At 39.5% G+C, this 14741-nt stretch carries 14 protein-coding genes; 7 read left to right on the forward strand and 7 right to left on the reverse strand.

The window, feature by feature from the left end; translation table 11 throughout:
* Positions 1–59: 59 nt before the first annotated feature.
* The 3 genes from HMPREF1320_RS08685 to HMPREF1320_RS08695 all read right to left on the reverse strand — a co-directional run bounded on the left by HMPREF1320_RS08685 (position 60) and on the right by HMPREF1320_RS08695 (position 3046).
* A complete protein-coding gene (locus tag HMPREF1320_RS08685) occupies positions 60–437 on the reverse strand; it encodes a RidA family protein (protein WP_009418275.1) in 378 nt (125 codons plus the stop codon).
* 21 nt (positions 438–458) lie between these two features.
* Positions 459–2168: a M23 family metallopeptidase gene (locus HMPREF1320_RS08690; protein WP_009418348.1), complete on the reverse strand. Its 1710-nt coding sequence runs from the start codon at positions 2166–2168 to the stop codon at positions 459–461.
* A 170-nt stretch (positions 2169–2338) separates the two neighbouring features.
* Positions 2339–3046, reverse strand: coding sequence for a metal-dependent hydrolase (locus HMPREF1320_RS08695; RefSeq protein WP_009418293.1), 708 nt, complete (start codon positions 3044–3046; stop codon positions 2339–2341).
* A 159-nt stretch (positions 3047–3205) separates the two neighbouring features.
* Between HMPREF1320_RS08695 and tsaD the strand changes: the two genes are divergently transcribed.
* A complete protein-coding gene (tsaD, locus tag HMPREF1320_RS08700; protein ID WP_009418416.1) occupies positions 3206–4222 on the forward strand; it encodes a tRNA (adenosine(37)-N6)-threonylcarbamoyltransferase complex transferase subunit TsaD in 1017 nt (338 codons plus the stop codon).
* Positions 4223–4312: 90 nt separating this feature from the next.
* Here the strand turns inward: tsaD and HMPREF1320_RS08705 are convergent, their stop codons facing one another.
* Positions 4313–4957: a hypothetical protein gene (locus HMPREF1320_RS08705; protein ID WP_009418315.1), complete on the reverse strand. Its 645-nt coding sequence runs from the start codon at positions 4955–4957 to the stop codon at positions 4313–4315.
* A gap of 99 nt (positions 4958–5056) precedes the next feature.
* On the opposite strand from HMPREF1320_RS08705, the gene HMPREF1320_RS08710 reads away from it, so the two are divergent.
* The 4 genes from HMPREF1320_RS08710 (at position 5057) to HMPREF1320_RS08730 (ending at position 10991) form a co-directional block, all read left to right on the forward strand.
* Positions 5057–6235 (forward strand): aminopeptidase C, encoded by a 1179-nt coding sequence (locus HMPREF1320_RS08710; RefSeq protein WP_009418420.1) that lies wholly within the window; start codon positions 5057–5059, stop codon positions 6233–6235.
* Positions 6236–6323: 88 nt separating this feature from the next.
* Positions 6324–7517, forward strand: coding sequence for an ADP-forming succinate--CoA ligase subunit beta (gene sucC / locus HMPREF1320_RS08715; protein WP_009418362.1), 1194 nt, complete (start codon positions 6324–6326; stop codon positions 7515–7517).
* 154 nt (positions 7518–7671) lie between these two features.
* Complete coding sequence (metE, locus tag HMPREF1320_RS08720; RefSeq protein WP_009418306.1) at positions 7672–9972, forward strand: 5-methyltetrahydropteroyltriglutamate--homocysteine S-methyltransferase; 2301 nt, start codon at positions 7672–7674, stop codon at positions 9970–9972.
* A 509-nt stretch (positions 9973–10481) separates the two neighbouring features.
* Complete coding sequence (locus HMPREF1320_RS08730; RefSeq protein WP_009418375.1) at positions 10482–10991, forward strand: lipocalin family protein; 510 nt, start codon at positions 10482–10484, stop codon at positions 10989–10991.
* A 105-nt stretch (positions 10992–11096) separates the two neighbouring features.
* On the opposite strand, the gene HMPREF1320_RS08735 is transcribed toward HMPREF1320_RS08730, so the two are convergent.
* Both HMPREF1320_RS08735 and HMPREF1320_RS08740 read right to left on the reverse strand, forming a co-directional pair.
* Positions 11097–11657, reverse strand: coding sequence for a hypothetical protein (locus HMPREF1320_RS08735; RefSeq protein WP_009418373.1), 561 nt, complete (start codon positions 11655–11657; stop codon positions 11097–11099).
* Between the two features lie 110 nt (positions 11658–11767).
* Positions 11768–12418 (reverse strand): protein-L-isoaspartate(D-aspartate) O-methyltransferase, encoded by a 651-nt coding sequence (locus HMPREF1320_RS08740; protein WP_002671501.1) that lies wholly within the window; start codon positions 12416–12418, stop codon positions 11768–11770.
* A 137-nt stretch (positions 12419–12555) separates the two neighbouring features.
* On the opposite strand from HMPREF1320_RS08740, the gene HMPREF1320_RS08745 reads away from it, so the two are divergent.
* Both HMPREF1320_RS08745 and HMPREF1320_RS08750 read left to right on the forward strand, forming a co-directional pair.
* A complete protein-coding gene (locus tag HMPREF1320_RS08745; RefSeq protein WP_002671504.1) occupies positions 12556–13146 on the forward strand; it encodes a hypothetical protein in 591 nt (196 codons plus the stop codon).
* Positions 13147–13157: 11 nt separating this feature from the next.
* On the forward strand, positions 13158–14159 hold the full coding sequence (locus HMPREF1320_RS08750) for a Gfo/Idh/MocA family oxidoreductase (RefSeq protein ID WP_009418465.1): 1002 nt from the start codon (positions 13158–13160) through the stop codon (positions 14157–14159).
* 69 nt (positions 14160–14228) lie between these two features.
* Here the strand turns inward: HMPREF1320_RS08750 and HMPREF1320_RS08755 are convergent, their stop codons facing one another.
* The gene (locus HMPREF1320_RS08755; RefSeq protein WP_009411346.1) at positions 14229–14717 is read right to left on the reverse strand and encodes a thioredoxin family protein; all 489 of its coding nucleotides are present in this window, start codon (positions 14715–14717) and stop codon (positions 14229–14231) included.
* Between the last annotated feature and the right edge of the window lie 24 nt (positions 14718–14741).

Here is a 14741-nt window from a genome sequence, read left to right on the forward strand (position 1 = left end):
AAAATCCCGCAAAACTTATTGCAAGTCTTACGGGAATTTTTTGTCTTTACACAGCATTACTACAATACAGCAATGCAAGAAATCTCTACTTCTACGGATTTAGGCAATTGTGCTACTTGTACGGTTTCGCGTGCAGGTGCTGTTGCCTCGTTGAAATAGCGCGCATATACGCCATTTACTTGTGCAAACTGCCCCATATCGGCTAAGAAAATAGTAGTTTTTACTACATTCTCAAAAGTACCTCCTGCTTCGGTAAGGATAGCTTTGAGGTTTTCCATTACTTGTTTGGTAGCGGCTTCTATGCCTTTCACTACTTCTCCTGTTGCAGGATTTACCGGTATTTGTCCTGATACGTAGAGTGTGTTGCCAGCTTTCACGGCTTGTGTGTAAGGACCAATGGGTGCTGGCGCTTTTTCTGTAAAAATGATATGTTTCATATAGCTATTAGTTATTAGTCGTTAATTGTTTGTCGTTAGTTTTGTAAAGTTGGCTTTCAGAGTTCCTATGTTGCCTACTCTGTCTTTGGCGTTTACAATGAGTTCGTATCTATTGGTTTGAGTAGTATCAATATCGCTGAAATGAAAGGTGAGGCATCGGTTTTTAGGTTCATATTCAAAGAGAATCCACTGCCCATTTAGGGTGGCAGAACAAGATTCAAATCCCGTAAGATTATCGTTTACTAAAATCTTGAGAGTATTACCTTTCACAATGCCTCCGTTCCTAAAATTCACTGCCTTAAGAGTGGGCGGAATAGTATCCTTACGCAAATAGAACTTTCCTAAGTTACGCGATTTAGCTGTAAACACACCATCTTTATAGACTGTTGGTTCATAGCCCCCGTTCGAACGAGCTATAAATACCTTAGAAGTATCTTCATTGGCATAAGTATCACTTTTGATAGTTACAGTAAAGAACTTTTGAGCAGGAATGAAGGAACTACCCACGGTTAAAGTATCTTTAGTGCTAGTAATATTCATCAAATAGTCTTTATAAAAAGTATCTTCGGGGAAGTATACACTTCCGTATTCCATTTCGTAATAATTATCACGAGTAGCAACTACTTGCTTATTGCCTTTAGGTTCTGGTCGAACTGTTTTTAAGGGCTCTCGTTTGCCTTCAATAGGAATATTGATTTTAGTGGTATTTCCTTTAAAATCTTCTGCAATAATAGATACGGTGTATTGTTTACCTTCTTCAATAGTAAGATAACCTTTATTAGGTTTTAAGGTAGGGTATACTGATTCGAGTTTGTTGTTAGGCAATTTGTACAAAAGCTGTACAAACCCTTTGTGTTGTGCATATCGTTCGTAGTCTATAAGTGCATTAAGATAACGTGTTTCGTCATAGTTCACTTTATCAAAGACAGTTTCCAATTGGGTTTCTCCGTTGAGAAGTAAACTCACCTTATAAATACCATTGCGATGCATTGTTTCATCTTGACGGTCATAGCCCAAAATGCCAAAACCTATGGTGCCAATCGCATTAACTTTCTCGGTGAGGTAAGTGCCGTCTATCTGTTTATTTTTATTGAGCTGACGTGGTAACTGAGTGTTATCTATTTGTGCGTCATCACTTAGTGAATAAGCATATACAAGCAATACATCAGGAGGAGTGGTGTCTTGTATTTCTTGAAAACCAAAAAGCAGAGGATTCCAACCGTTATTGTGAATATCGCGTACCTCAAAATGCAAGTGTGGCCCTCTACTTCCGCCCGTATTACCACTGAGAGCTATCCAATCGCCTTTTTTTACGACAAATTGTTTTTCGGGAAGAAGTATATCGATATCATAGCTTTGCTTTTCGTATTGTTTTTGCTTTACATAAGCTTCTATTTCAGGGGCGTACTTTTGTAAATGCCCATAAGTAGTTACATAACCATTGGGGTGAGTAATAAACAACATTTTGCCATAACTGTAAGGACTTACTTTGATACGAGACACATAGCCATCTTCGGCAGCAAACACCTGTAGTCCTTCACGACCTTCGGTTTTTAGGTCGATGCCACCGTGAAAGTGGTTGGGACGCAATTCAGCAAAATTACCTGCGAGCAAAGGTTTGGTGTTGAGAGGCATTGCGACCTGGAAAGACTGAGCTTCTAAGGTAAGAGGTAAGAGGTAAGAGGTAAAAAGTAAAAGATTGGATAATAAGCAGGCGATAAGTTTTTTCATTGTTTCCGTTTAAAATATTTTGCTTTTGTAAAAACGGCGCAAAAGTAAGAATAATTTGTCAATTAGCCAATTTGTAGATTAGTAAATTAGCAAATTTTTGATATTTTAGGTATGAAAAAAAACTTTGCCAAAGTTCTATGGCTTTGGCAAAGTTCGTGTAATAAGATTTCTTAAAGCGTGTTGATGTTCAAATCTTTTAAATCAAGAGTAGCACCTATTTCTAAGAGGTGTAAGCGACGGTGGTCGTCTTTGAATTTGCGTTTAGCCGCTTCTTTATCAATTTTAATTACAGGGAAGGTGTCGTAATGCACACCTAACACATTGCCTACCTCTACGAAACGAGCCGCTGTAAGAGCATCGCGTACGCCCATTGTATAGTTGTTGCCGATAGGAAAAATTGCTAAATTCACCTTGTATTGGTGAGGAATAATTTTCATATCGTAATGCAAGGCGGTATCTCCTGAAATGTAGATAGTATTATCGTTGTAATCAATCAAGAAACCAGCAGGATTGCCTCCATAAGAGCCATCAGGGAAGGAAGATGAGTGTTCTGCCTTAATCATCTTTATTTTTACCTTGCCATCTACAAAGCGGTGAGAGCCTCCGATGTTCATAGCGTGACCACTAAGCCCTAATTTTTCGTAATGAGCGAGAATTTCAGGATTAGTAACCAGTTGAGCGCCTGTGCGTTTGGCAATAGCCCCTACATCGGCAATATGGTCGCCGTGGGCGTGGGTAATGAGAATGTAATCCGCTTTGATAGAGTTTATATCAATGTGTGAAGCCAAAGGGTTTGGGCTAATAAAAGGGTCTACGAGAAAGTGAGTCCCATTGATGTCTATATTCACGCAAGCGTGACCTAAGTAAGTTACTTTCATAGTGTTTTATTTATTTGTTGTTTAAGGCTACAAATGTAGAGATAAAAAATGAATAAAGCAAATAATTTTCACTTTTTATTTTAATGTCACCTTCACAACCAAGTACAATTTTTTAAATTAGCAAATAATCCTTACTTTTGCGCTCTAAACTGAAAAAGAATGAAAAATACCTATATATTAGCTATAGAATCTTCTTGCGATGACACTTCTGCTTCAGTGCTTTGCAATGATAAAGTGCTTTCTAATGAGGTGGCAAATCAAGAGGTGCATAAACAATACGGCGGGGTAGTGCCTGAACTGGCTTCGCGTGCTCACTTGCAAAACATAGTGCCGGTAGTGGCTCAAGCGCTCAAAAAAGCAGGAATAACCAAAGAAGAGCTCTCGGCTATTGCCTTTACAAGGGGACCTGGTTTGATGGGGTCGCTATTAGTAGGTACATCGTTTGCTAAATCGATGGCAATGGGACTAGATATCCCACTCATTGAAGTGAACCATATGCAGGCACATATTTTGGCACATTTTATAGAGGAAGGTCAGCCGAAACCAGAGTTCCCTTTTCTCGCAATGACCATCAGCGGAGGGCATACCCAAATAGTGAAGGTAAACAGCTTTTTTGATATGGAAGTATTAGGTGAAACCCTTGACGATGCAGTAGGGGAGGCGTTCGACAAAACCGCTAAAATATTAGGACTTCCTTACCCTGGAGGGCCTCTCATCGATAAATACGCCCAAGAGGGCAACCCTAAAGCCTTCAGTTTTTCTAAACCAAAAATATCTGGTCTCAACTTCAGTTTTTCGGGACTTAAAACGGGCATTCTCTACTTCATACAGAAAAACACTGAAGAAAATCCTAATTTCATAACTGAACATTTAGCTGATATCTGTGCCTCGGTACAACACACTATTGTGGAAATACTGATGAGCAAACTCAAAAAAGCTGTAAAAGAAACAGGTATCAAGCAAGTGGCTATTGGGGGAGGAGTATCGGCTAATTCGGGTATTCGCAATACCCTCACAGCTTTAGGAAAGCAGTACGGTTGGCAAACCTTTGTGCCTAAATTTCAGTATTGTACCGATAATGCAGCGATGATAGGCATCGTAGGGTATCACAAGTTTTTGGAAGGAGATTTTGTGGCACAAGAAGTTACTGCACAAGCGCGACTTTCTTTGAGGTAATAGGTAACAAAAAAGCTCATATCTTTATAGGAATTCTCCTATAAAAATATGAGCTAAAAAAAGTAACAAATAAAAATAATTTTCTTCGCTTTAATGGTCTTTTACAATTACAAGTTGTGCTTTCGAGCCTGTTGCTAAATCCCAACGGTTGCGTATAATGGTATTGCCTTTGTCATCCAGCACCATAAACTCGGCAGTGTTGGGGCCTGATTCTCCTTGGTTGAGCGCTAAAAACTCTACTTTGTTGAAGCCAGGTTTCAATTCTACTTTAAAACCTCTGAACTCTCCAAGGAGAAAAATATCGCGAACTTCTTCTATTCCATTCACATATAAACTCACTCGATCGCCATCAATAGCTGCGAAGTCGCGACAATATACATTTACAAACTTTCCATTATTGGTGAAGTCGCCAAAGAATTGGTCGCCTTTTGGGGCTTCGTAATCTTCCCGTTTATGGTCGTTGAGTACCTCATAATTAGGTTTGAACTCTATTTTACGCTGTACCAAATTACTCTTTCCCGTAAAATCAATGCTCTTTTCAGGCATCTTCATCCAGGGATTATTCTCTTTTTTAGGAGCTATCCGCAGATTGATGGGACTACCCTTGTACTCTATCTCAGGTGATTTTTCTAACGGAATGACTACCTTCTCATCTTTTTTACGTGTTTCAAAAGGTTGAGCTTGAGCTACTAATCCCCCTAACAAAAGTAATATGTACAAGTATAAATGTTTCATATTGTTTGAGCATTTACTTTTTTATAGCGATAACTATGCCAAATTTGCTATTTTGCCAATTGTTTTATACTTTTGCGCTTCATTATAAAGTATTTTTTTATGAAAAACATTACATTATTTGTAGCGCTGTGTGCTTCTTTTGTAGTTACAGCACAAGACGACCTAATCAGATCGGTAGCAGGAAATCAATCGGCTAATGCTGGTTTTCAGTTTACTACTGTTATTAACCTCGAACGCACCGACGTGAAAGACCAAGGTAGCAGTGGAACTTGCTGGAGCTATGCAGGAGCTTCGTTTATAGAAAGTGAGATGAAGCGTATGGGTAAAAAGCCTATTGACCTTGCTGAAATCTACACTGCTCGCAACTGTTATATCGAAAAAGCTAAACAATATGTACGTATGCACGGCAATTTGGATTACGGACAAGGAGGTGAACTCCACGATGTGATTAATATGTACGCCAAATATGGTGCTGTACCTCAAAATGTTTATACAGGCTTGCACTATGGTACTACTCGCAATGATTTTGGTGAACTGCACGCTATCCTACAAGGCTTTTTAAAAGGAATGATAAGAAATGGTGAAAAGAAGAAAAAACTCACCCCTAACTGGCTACCTGCTTTCACAGCGACCATCGATGCCTATTTAGGTGCAGTGCCCGAAAGTTTTATGTACGAAGGTAAAAAGTACACTCCTCAGAGCTTTGCTAAAGAGCGCGTAGGTATCAATCCTGCCGACTATATAGAAATGGTATCGTATGCCGATCAGCCTCTCTACAAAAACGTATTTATGGCAGTACCCGATAACTGGAGTTTTGATTACGCTTACAATATCGCAATGACCGACCTCACTAAAACTATAGACAACGCTCTTAAAAAAGGTTATACGGTAGCGTGGGCAGCCGATGTGAGTGAGCGTTATTTCAGTTGGAAAAACGGAGTAGCTTTTGTGCCCGAAAAAGAAGTGAGCGAGATGAGTAATGATGAAATATTGCATCTTTTTTCTAATCCTCCTACTGCCGAAAGAACTATCACCCCCGAGATGCGTCAGCGTGATTTTGACAACTATCAAACCACCGATGACCACGCAATGCACATCGTAGGGCTTGCCAAAGACCAAAACGGACGTGAGTACTACATCGTGAAAAATTCTTGGGGCTTGCGCAACGACTATGAGGGCTATTTATATGTAACTAAAGCCTTTGTAGAGTTTAAAACAACTGCCATTATGCTTCACAAGGGAGGAGTGCCGAAAGAGGTACTTTCAGGTAAGAGATAAGAAGTTAACACTAAAAATTGTTCATTATTTATTGCTAATTAATAAATTGTTTTGTATCTTTGCCAAATAGTTACCAAATCATTCTCGTATGAACTTACACGAATACCAAGGAAAGGAAATCCTTTCGAGTTTTGGGGTGCGCGTACAACGTGGCATTGTTGCTCACACCCCCACCGAAGCCGTAGAGGCAGCCAAACAACTCACCGAGGCCACTAATACTCAGTGGTACGTGGTAAAAGCACAAGTACACGCCGGAGGGCGTGGAAAAGGCGGTGGCATTAAGTTAGCTAAAGGGTTAGACCAAGTAGAGCCTATAGCTTCTCAAATTATAGGTATGCAACTCGTTACCCCTCAAACGCCACCCTCAGGTAAAAAAGTACATCAAGTGCTCATCGCCGAAGATGTATATTATCCTGGAGAAAGCGAGCCTAAAGAGTTCTATATGTCAGTACTATTGAACCGTGCCAAAGGTAAAAATATGATTATGTATTCTACCGAAGGGGGAATGGATATCGAGGCAGTCGCCGAAAAAACACCGCACCTTATCTTCACCGAAGAAATTGACCCTGCCGTAGGGCTCTTACCTTTCCAAGCTCGCCAGATTGCTTTCAACTTAGGAGTTACTGGCGATGCTCAAAAAGAGATGGTGAAGTTCGTAACAGCACTCTACAATGCTTATGTGTCTTCTGATGCCAGTTTGTTTGAAATTAACCCTGTTCTAAAAACTTCTGACAATAAGATAATGGCAGTAGATGCCAAAGTAACTCTTGATGACAATGCGCTTTTCCGTCACCCTGAGTATTCGGCTTATCGTGATACACGAGAGGAAAACCCAGTAGAAGTAGAAGCTAAAGCGGTAGGACTCAACTATGTTGCTCTCGATGGTAACGTGGGCTGTATGGTAAATGGTGCAGGCTTGGCAATGGCTACGATGGACTTGATTAAACAAGCGGGGGGGTCACCTGCTAACTTCCTTGATGTAGGAGGTACCGCCGATGCCAAACGCGTAGAAGCTGCTTTTCGTATTATCCTCAAAGATCCTAATGTGAAGGCTATCCTTATCAATATCTTTGGTGGTATTGTACGTTGTGACCGCGTAGCACAAGGGGTAGTAGATGCCTATCAAAATATGGGCGATGCTATCAAAGTGCCTATTATCGTGCGCTTGCAGGGTACGAATGCCGAGCTTGCTAAAGAAATATTAGACAATTCAGGCTTAGCCGTTCACTCAGCAATCTTCTTCCAAGAAGCCGCCGATAAAGTAAAAGAAGTATTACAATAAACAACAGATAATCATTTTATATTTTCTGTTTTCAGGTTTATTTTTAGGAAAATATTCTAAATTCACATCAGTATACAATTTTTATTATTAAAAATTTGTGTACCGATATTATTTTTCATATCTTTGCGCCCAATTAAAATTTCAATAAAAATATATGAAATCAAACGTATTAGGTTATCCTCGTATCGGTGAAAAACGAGAACTTAAAAAAGCCAATGAGTCTTTCTGGGCTGGTAAAATATCAGAAGAAGAACTCTTAGCAGTAGCTGAAAATATTCGTGTACATAACTGGGTACTACAAAAAGAAGCAGGAGTAGATTTGATTCCTTCTAACGACTTCTCTCTTTATGACCAAATGCTTGACTTTTCGTTTACAGTAAGCGCTATTCCTGAGCGTTTTGCACCAATTAAACATTTGCGTGATTTAGAACGTTATTACGCTTTAGCACGTGGCTATCAAAAAAATGGTATCGATATTACTGCAATGGAAATGACCAAATGGTTTGATACCAATTACCACTATATCGTACCCGAGTTTACCAAAGACCAATCTTTCAAAATTCTTGTAAACAAACCTTTGCAAGAGTATAACTTGGCTAAAAAACACGGTTTCGACACTAAGCCTGTACTTATCGGCTTGGTAACTTATTTGCTTCTCGGTAAAGAAAAAGAACAAGGTTTCCACCGTTTAGACTTGGCTGAGCGTCTATTGCCTGTGTATGTACAAATCGTACGAAGTTTAGTAGATGCAGGTGCTAAAACTATTCAAATAGATGAGCCTTACTTAGTTCTCGACCTTCCTGAAGGCGCTGCCGATGTATACAAAAAAGTATATACCGAGCTAAGAAGCAAATTCCCTACTACCGAATTTATCCTCACTACCTACTTCGGAGCATTGGATAACAATACCGAATTGGCTGTGTCATTGCCTTTCAATGTATTGCACATCGATTTAGTGCGCGCCGCAGCTCAGCTTGACAAAGTGCTCAAAGCACTTCCTGCCGATAAAAAACTATCGCTTGGAGTAGTGGACGGACGTAATATTTGGAAAAACAACTTCGAACACTCATTAGCATTGATTGAGAAAGCTAAAGAAGCTATCGGGGCTGACCGCCTATTGATAGCTACTTCTTGCTCATTATTGCACTCTCCTTGCAACCTCGAACTCGAAAACAACGAGAAAGTGCTTACCCCTGAAATCAAACAATGGTTGGCTTTTGCTAAACAAAAAGTAAAAGAAGTAACTACTTTGCAAGCTCTTGCTACAGGTCACATAACTCCTGAGGTAAAAGCCGTTTTTGAAGAAAACAAAAAAGCAGCTGAAACACGTAAAACTTCACCGCTTATCCACGACAACAAAGTGAAAGAGCGCGTGAACAACATCACAGCCAAAGACGATGTGCGCCACAGTCCGTTCAACGAGCGTAAAGTAGCACAACACAAAGCGTTAAACTTACCTCTTTTCCCTACAACTACTATTGGGTCATTCCCTCAAACCGACGAGGTACGCAGCTGGCGTGCTCGCTTCAAAAAAGGAGAACTCACTCAAGCTGAATACGACAAGTTATTGGAAAAAGAAATTGAAGAGTCTATCCGTTTTCAAGAAGATACCAATATCGATGTACTCGTACACGGAGAGTTTGAGCGCAACGATATGGTGGAATACTTTGGCGAATTGCTCAAAGGTTACACCTTCACCAAATTCGGTTGGGTACAAAGTTACGGTTCACGTTGCGTAAAACCACCGATTATCTTTGGTGATATTTCACGTCCTGAACCAATGACTGTACGCTGGAGCAAATACGCACAATCGCTTACCAAATTGCCCGTAAAAGGTATGCTTACAGGCCCTGTAACTATCTTGCAATGGTCGTTTGTACGCGATGACCAACCGCGTTCTGAAACTTGTTTGCAGATAGCTTTAGCAATCCGTGATGAAGTAGTAGACCTCGAAAAAGCGGGCATCAAAGTTATTCAGATTGACGAACCTGCTATCCGTGAAGGATTGCCATTGCGCAAGAGCGAGTGGAAAGCCTACTTCGATTGGGCAATCAAAGCGTTCCGAATTTCAGCCTCAGGTGTGAAAGACGAAACTCAAATCCACACCCATATGTGCTATTCCGAGTTCAACGATATGATTGAAGCTATCGCCGATATGGATGCCGATGTAATTACCATAGAGTGTTCACGTTCACAAATGGAACTCCTCGATGTATTTGGTGACTTCAAATATCCGAACGAAATAGGCCCTGGAGTATACGATATTCACTCACCACGTGTACCTTCACAAGAAGAAATGACCAACTTGATGAAGAAAGCCATTTCGGTAGTGCCAAAAGAGCAATTGTGGGTAAACCCCGACTGCGGACTCAAAACACGCCACTGGCCCGAAACCAAAGCAGCCCTCCACGCAATGGTGGATACCGCTAAAGAACTTCGCAATCTTTACAAATAAGAAATAAGAAGTAATAAATAAAAAAAGCAATGTGCAGAAGATGTACATTGCTTTTTTTGTTGCTTCACATACTTTGGCAAAGTTTCAAGCTTTGCCAAAGTTGGTAACACAATATTTTTTGTCAAAAATATTCCTTTATTTTGTAGGAATGATATTTTTTTGTACATTTGCCTCATTAAACCAAAATAACTATTATAAGAAGTACTAACTCGTATAGTTTTTAAAATAGTATTATAAAATAACATATAGCGTTTCGCTTTACAGTTTCCTAATTTCTGAAAACGACCAATTTTTCAATGTTACAAGGAAAGTGAAAGTGGAAATGCCTGCGGTTACGTGGGCATTCCTTTTGCTTTGTAACATAGCCTTTGGTCGGGCTTCAGAAATTGAGCAATAAGGAATGTTCCCACGTTTTTTTATTGCTCTGTTATAGTGAAACCTACCTAAAAGGCGGTAACCGAAAAGCCTGAACAGAGTAGGTATAAACTTAATTTTATGTAACAATAGCAATGAAAAACAAAAACAAAAACGTAGCGTGGGCGACTTTTCGCACTGCTACACAGTTAGTAGCCATTATGGCAGTAATTTTAGTAACCCTTATCGCTTGTGGTAAAAGCGACAGTGGGGGAAGTGCAGGCAACAAGAACTTAATTGGCACTTGGAAGTTAGAAAGTAGGACTATTGATGGGAAGAGTTTAGAGGATTATGTTTCAGATATTGGAGAAAAAATATCTGAAACCACAAAAAAATGTATTTATCGTAGTACTTTTACATTTTTAGAAAAAGAAGGTGTATCAAATACTTGTGTTGATGCTCACCCAAATAGTAAAGAAGAATGTGAATGTGAGTCTATGTCATTTATCTATACAATATCTGGTAATATAATTGCTTTGAAAACAACAGAAGGAGCTGTTTCTTGTACATTTTCTATAGTAGGAAATAAGCTTACTCTTAGTTCCTCAGAAGAAGATGATAAAGGTAAAAAGCATACTTTAGTAGAAACCTATGTAAAGCAGTAAACTTCCCGTATCATTACCCTTAGAAACTTATTTAAAAAACAAAAAGAGCAAAGCATTTTAACGCGCTTTGCTCTTTTTTATCTATCACTCCAAAAAATCTTCAACCTACTCTGTTGTAGTTTTTTCAGGTAATTCATTATGTTCTTCTCGTTTAAATACAAAAGTATCGTAGTAAGTATTGAAAAACTGTACAAACATAACCGCACCTTGTCGGTCTTTGTATACTTCTACTAACAAATCCCCATCTTTATCAGGAGCTATGCGTATTCTATCAATATCTACTCCTAAAAAAATAGGAATAAACGGATAGATTCTAAACCTATTATACCGTTGCCAAAAGTTCTTCTTCTGTTTGCCTTTAAAACCAGCTACCATTCTCACAGTAGTGGTGCTATCCTTTACTTTTTGGTAACTTACGTACAGCGAATCTGCTTTTACTTGCAGTTTAAACCTACTTAAAGGTAGCGCTGTTTCTTGGTATTCTTTGGGCAGTAGCGGAAAGAACAAGGGAGCTTGCTTTTCCATAGGCTCAGAATACACATAATACGTCCCTTCATTAAGGGTCTTAATAGCAGCTTCATCCATAGGAGCTGTCATTTTAGGGCGTTGTACTGTTTTACACGAAAACAGCAATAACGATAGTAAAACAAAAGTAATGGTTCTCATATAAAATTATTATTAATCATTCACCACTAACCATTAACCACTAACCACTAACCATTAACCATTAACCATTAACCATTAACCATTAACCATTAACCATTAACCACTAATCATCAGTTTCTCTCTTTTAGCATCGGTACAAACTGAAAAGTCCCGTGCGTAGTCTTGTGAAATTCTTTTTCCGATATGCGTTCGTAAAGCGTCATTGTTTGAGTTTCTTCTCCTATCGGAATTACTAAACGTCCTCCTACCGCCAATTGTGCAAGCAACGCTTTCGGCACATAAGGAGCGCCTGCCGTTACCAAAATACGGTCAAAAGGCGCTTCGTTAGGAATCCCTTTATAACCGTCGCCAAAGTACATATGCACAGTACGATTCATTAGTTTGGGAAGTAGTTTTTGTGTTTGCTTAAAGAGTTTCTGTTGTCGCTCAATAGTGTAAAGCTGTACCCCTAAATATAGCAGTACGCTAGCTTGATAGCCACTGCCCGTACCTATCTCCAATACTTTTTGTCGAGGTGATACTTGTAGCAATTCCGTTTGGAAAGCTACGGTATAGGGTTGAGAGATAGTTTGTCCTTCCTCTATCGGGAAAGCCTTATCTTGGTAAGCGTGGTCTTCAAAACTGCTATCCATAAACAAGTGGCGTGGTATCGTGCGAATAGCCTCCAATACACGCTTGTCCTTTATGCCTTTTTCTCTCAATAAATCAGCTAATTGATTCCGTAAACCTTTGTGTTTTAATGTGTCTTTCAGCGGTAGCATCTTCTTGTATTTTCGGGTACAAAATTCAACCTTTTTTTTCAACTAAAAAAGTATTTGTGTTATTTTTTTGCTAAAAAGTTGATTAGTTTAAAAATTATTTATACTTTTGTGGCGGAAAAAACTAAATTAGGAAAGAGATGAAGCGTTTAAAACGTAACTTGCATTTCATCTTTGTCTTCCTTTTAGCTACGGCTTGCAGAGTGAGCGATACCTCCTCTGAAGCCACTCAAGTAGTGAAAGTTGAAGATAGATATGAAATGACACTACCTAACTCTCTTACCAGCCAAAATAATCTTTATGAAGAAGCCTCTCTGCAATATGGCAACGGTAAGTCTGAGCTTTTTGTTGCAGTAATCGATGAAGACCGCAAGGAGCTTAATGAGGTACTTTACCAAGTGTTAAAGGACTCTTTGCATATTAAAAACAAAAAAGCCTTTGTTAAATCTTTCGGATTAAAGGACTATTTTAGCATCTGCAAAAAAGGTTGGGCAGAAGCCAAGATGATGCGCCCTACTGATAAACAAATTACTGAAACTACCATCAATAAATATCCTGCTGTAGTAGTTGAAACTACCGAAACCGTCAATGGTATCGGAGTCTTTTACGTGGTAGCTATTGTCGAAACTAAAAAGACTTACTACCAAGTTTTTACCTGGACGTTAGCTAGCAAAAAAGAAAAGAATTACCAGCAGATGAAGGACATTATCAATTCCCTAAAAGAATTATAAATACTTATCTAATGACTATTAATGTAGCCCTTGCCAGCTTTGGTATGAGTGGACGGGTATTTCACGCCCCTTTCATAGCACAACACCCACAGTATCACCTCTATGCGATAGTAGAACGCTATCGTTCCGATTCGCACGCTCTATATCCTGGTGCTAAACTTTATCGCTCAGTAAACGAAATGCTACAAGACCCTGCGGTAGATTTGGTAGTGGTCAATACCCCCGTGCAAACCCATTATGAGTACGCCAAAGAAGCGTTATTAGCAAATAAGAATGTATTGGTTGAAAAGCCCTTTACGGTTACTGTCGAGCAGGCTGAAGAACTCAATACATTGGCTACAAAACAAGGCAAGCTACTTTCCGTTTATCAAAATAGGCGTTATGATGGCGATTATTTAAAGGTAAAAAAAATAGTAAACAGTGGTGTACTGGGCGAACTTAAAGAAGTAGAAATACGCTTCGACCGTTTCCGCACTGAAATTAGTGCTAAGGCTCATAAGGAAACTCCCGAACGTGGGGGAGGGGCTCTCTACGATTTAGGAGCACATCTCATAGACCAAGCTCTCCAACTATTTGGTACTCCTAAAAACGTATACGCCGATTTGGGTTACCTTCGCAAAGGTACTCAAACCGACGATTATTTTGAACTGATTCTCTTTTACGAAAACGAACTACGCGTCCGCCTTAAATCCACTACCTATGCTTTGGAACGCCAATGGGAGTACACCTTGCACGGCACTAAGGGTTCCTTCCTTCAACAGCGGTTCGACGGACAAGAAAATGCCTTAGTAGCGGGCACTATCCCTTCAGCCTCTCAGTGGTTGCCTTCTGTTACCGAGCCTAATGGCATTCTCCATACACTTGAAAAGCGTTTGTTTACCACTGCACAACACGGTAACTATTGGCTTTTTTACAACGACCTTTACCAAGCTTTAACAGGCAAAGGAGCCAATCCCGTCCCCGCCACTCAAGCCCTTGAAATTATCAAACTTATTACTCAATTTAGCCAATAACACAATCTGCTAATTCCCTAATTTGCTAACTATCTAATTTCCAAACTCTCTAATTTTCTAATTTGCAAATTACAACCTTCCTTGCAAGAATTTCTTTACTTTCTTCACATCATACCCCTTCCCCGATTCTAAATCTTCACTTTTTTGGGTGAAAAGCACATCTCCTTTTTCGTTGAGAATCAAAAAAGAGGGATAACCATATTGTGCGCCAGGGTTTCCATACTTTTTAAAAGCCTTTTCATTCTTGTTTTCAGGTGAGAAGTTTAGGTGATAAAAAATATATTTCTTATCCAAAATACTTTTCAGTTCAGGTGTAGTAGTCACCAAATGGTTAAAGCGCAAGCACCACACACACCAATTCCCACCTATTTGCACCAACACTTTTTTGTGTTCTTTTTTAGCTTGTTTTAGCAGTTGTGTAATACGTGCATCACCGTCTTCCTCAGGGTGATAAGGTTGTTCATAACCAGCGCGTTCTTTGCTTATTTCCTCGCTGTTTTGAGACCAAAGAGCAGTACCTCCCCAGCAGAGGAGTGCTATAAAAAAGTATTTCTTCATAAAAACCAAATCTTTTGAAAATAT

The organism is Capnocytophaga sp. oral taxon 335 str. F0486 (assembly GCF_000277665.1).
GTDB lineage: Bacteria > Bacteroidota > Bacteroidia > Flavobacteriales > Flavobacteriaceae > Capnocytophaga > Capnocytophaga ochracea.

Excerpts from the sequence above, each read along its gene's own strand:
- HMPREF1320_RS08755 (WP_009411346.1), bottom strand. The coding sequence starts at position 14,717 with ATGAAGAAATACTTTTTTATAGCACTCCTCTGCTGGGGAGGTACTGCT.
- metE (WP_009418306.1), top strand. The coding sequence starts at position 7,672 with ATGAAATCAAACGTATTAGGTTATCCTCGTATCGGTGAAAAACGAGAA.
- tsaD (WP_009418416.1), top strand. The coding sequence starts at position 3,206 with ATGAAAAATACCTATATATTAGCTATAGAATCTTCTTGCGATGACACT.
- sucC (WP_009418362.1), top strand. The coding sequence starts at position 6,324 with ATGAACTTACACGAATACCAAGGAAAGGAAATCCTTTCGAGTTTTGGG.
- HMPREF1320_RS08690 (WP_009418348.1), bottom strand. The coding sequence starts at position 2,168 with ATGAAAAAACTTATCGCCTGCTTATTATCCAATCTTTTACTTTTTACC.
- HMPREF1320_RS08750 (WP_009418465.1), top strand. The coding sequence starts at position 13,158 with ATGACTATTAATGTAGCCCTTGCCAGCTTTGGTATGAGTGGACGGGTA.
- HMPREF1320_RS08705 (WP_009418315.1), bottom strand. The coding sequence starts at position 4,957 with ATGAAACATTTATACTTGTACATATTACTTTTGTTAGGGGGATTAGTA.
- HMPREF1320_RS08740 (WP_002671501.1), bottom strand. The coding sequence starts at position 12,418 with ATGCTACCGCTGAAAGACACATTAAAACACAAAGGTTTACGGAATCAA.
- HMPREF1320_RS08695 (WP_009418293.1), bottom strand. The coding sequence starts at position 3,046 with ATGAAAGTAACTTACTTAGGTCACGCTTGCGTGAATATAGACATCAAT.
- HMPREF1320_RS08735 (WP_009418373.1), bottom strand. The coding sequence starts at position 11,657 with ATGAGAACCATTACTTTTGTTTTACTATCGTTATTGCTGTTTTCGTGT.
- HMPREF1320_RS08730 (WP_009418375.1), top strand. The coding sequence starts at position 10,482 with ATGAAAAACAAAAACAAAAACGTAGCGTGGGCGACTTTTCGCACTGCT.
- HMPREF1320_RS08745 (WP_002671504.1), top strand. The coding sequence starts at position 12,556 with ATGAAGCGTTTAAAACGTAACTTGCATTTCATCTTTGTCTTCCTTTTA.
- HMPREF1320_RS08685 (WP_009418275.1), bottom strand. The coding sequence starts at position 437 with ATGAAACATATCATTTTTACAGAAAAAGCGCCAGCACCCATTGGTCCT.
- HMPREF1320_RS08710 (WP_009418420.1), top strand. The coding sequence starts at position 5,057 with ATGAAAAACATTACATTATTTGTAGCGCTGTGTGCTTCTTTTGTAGTT.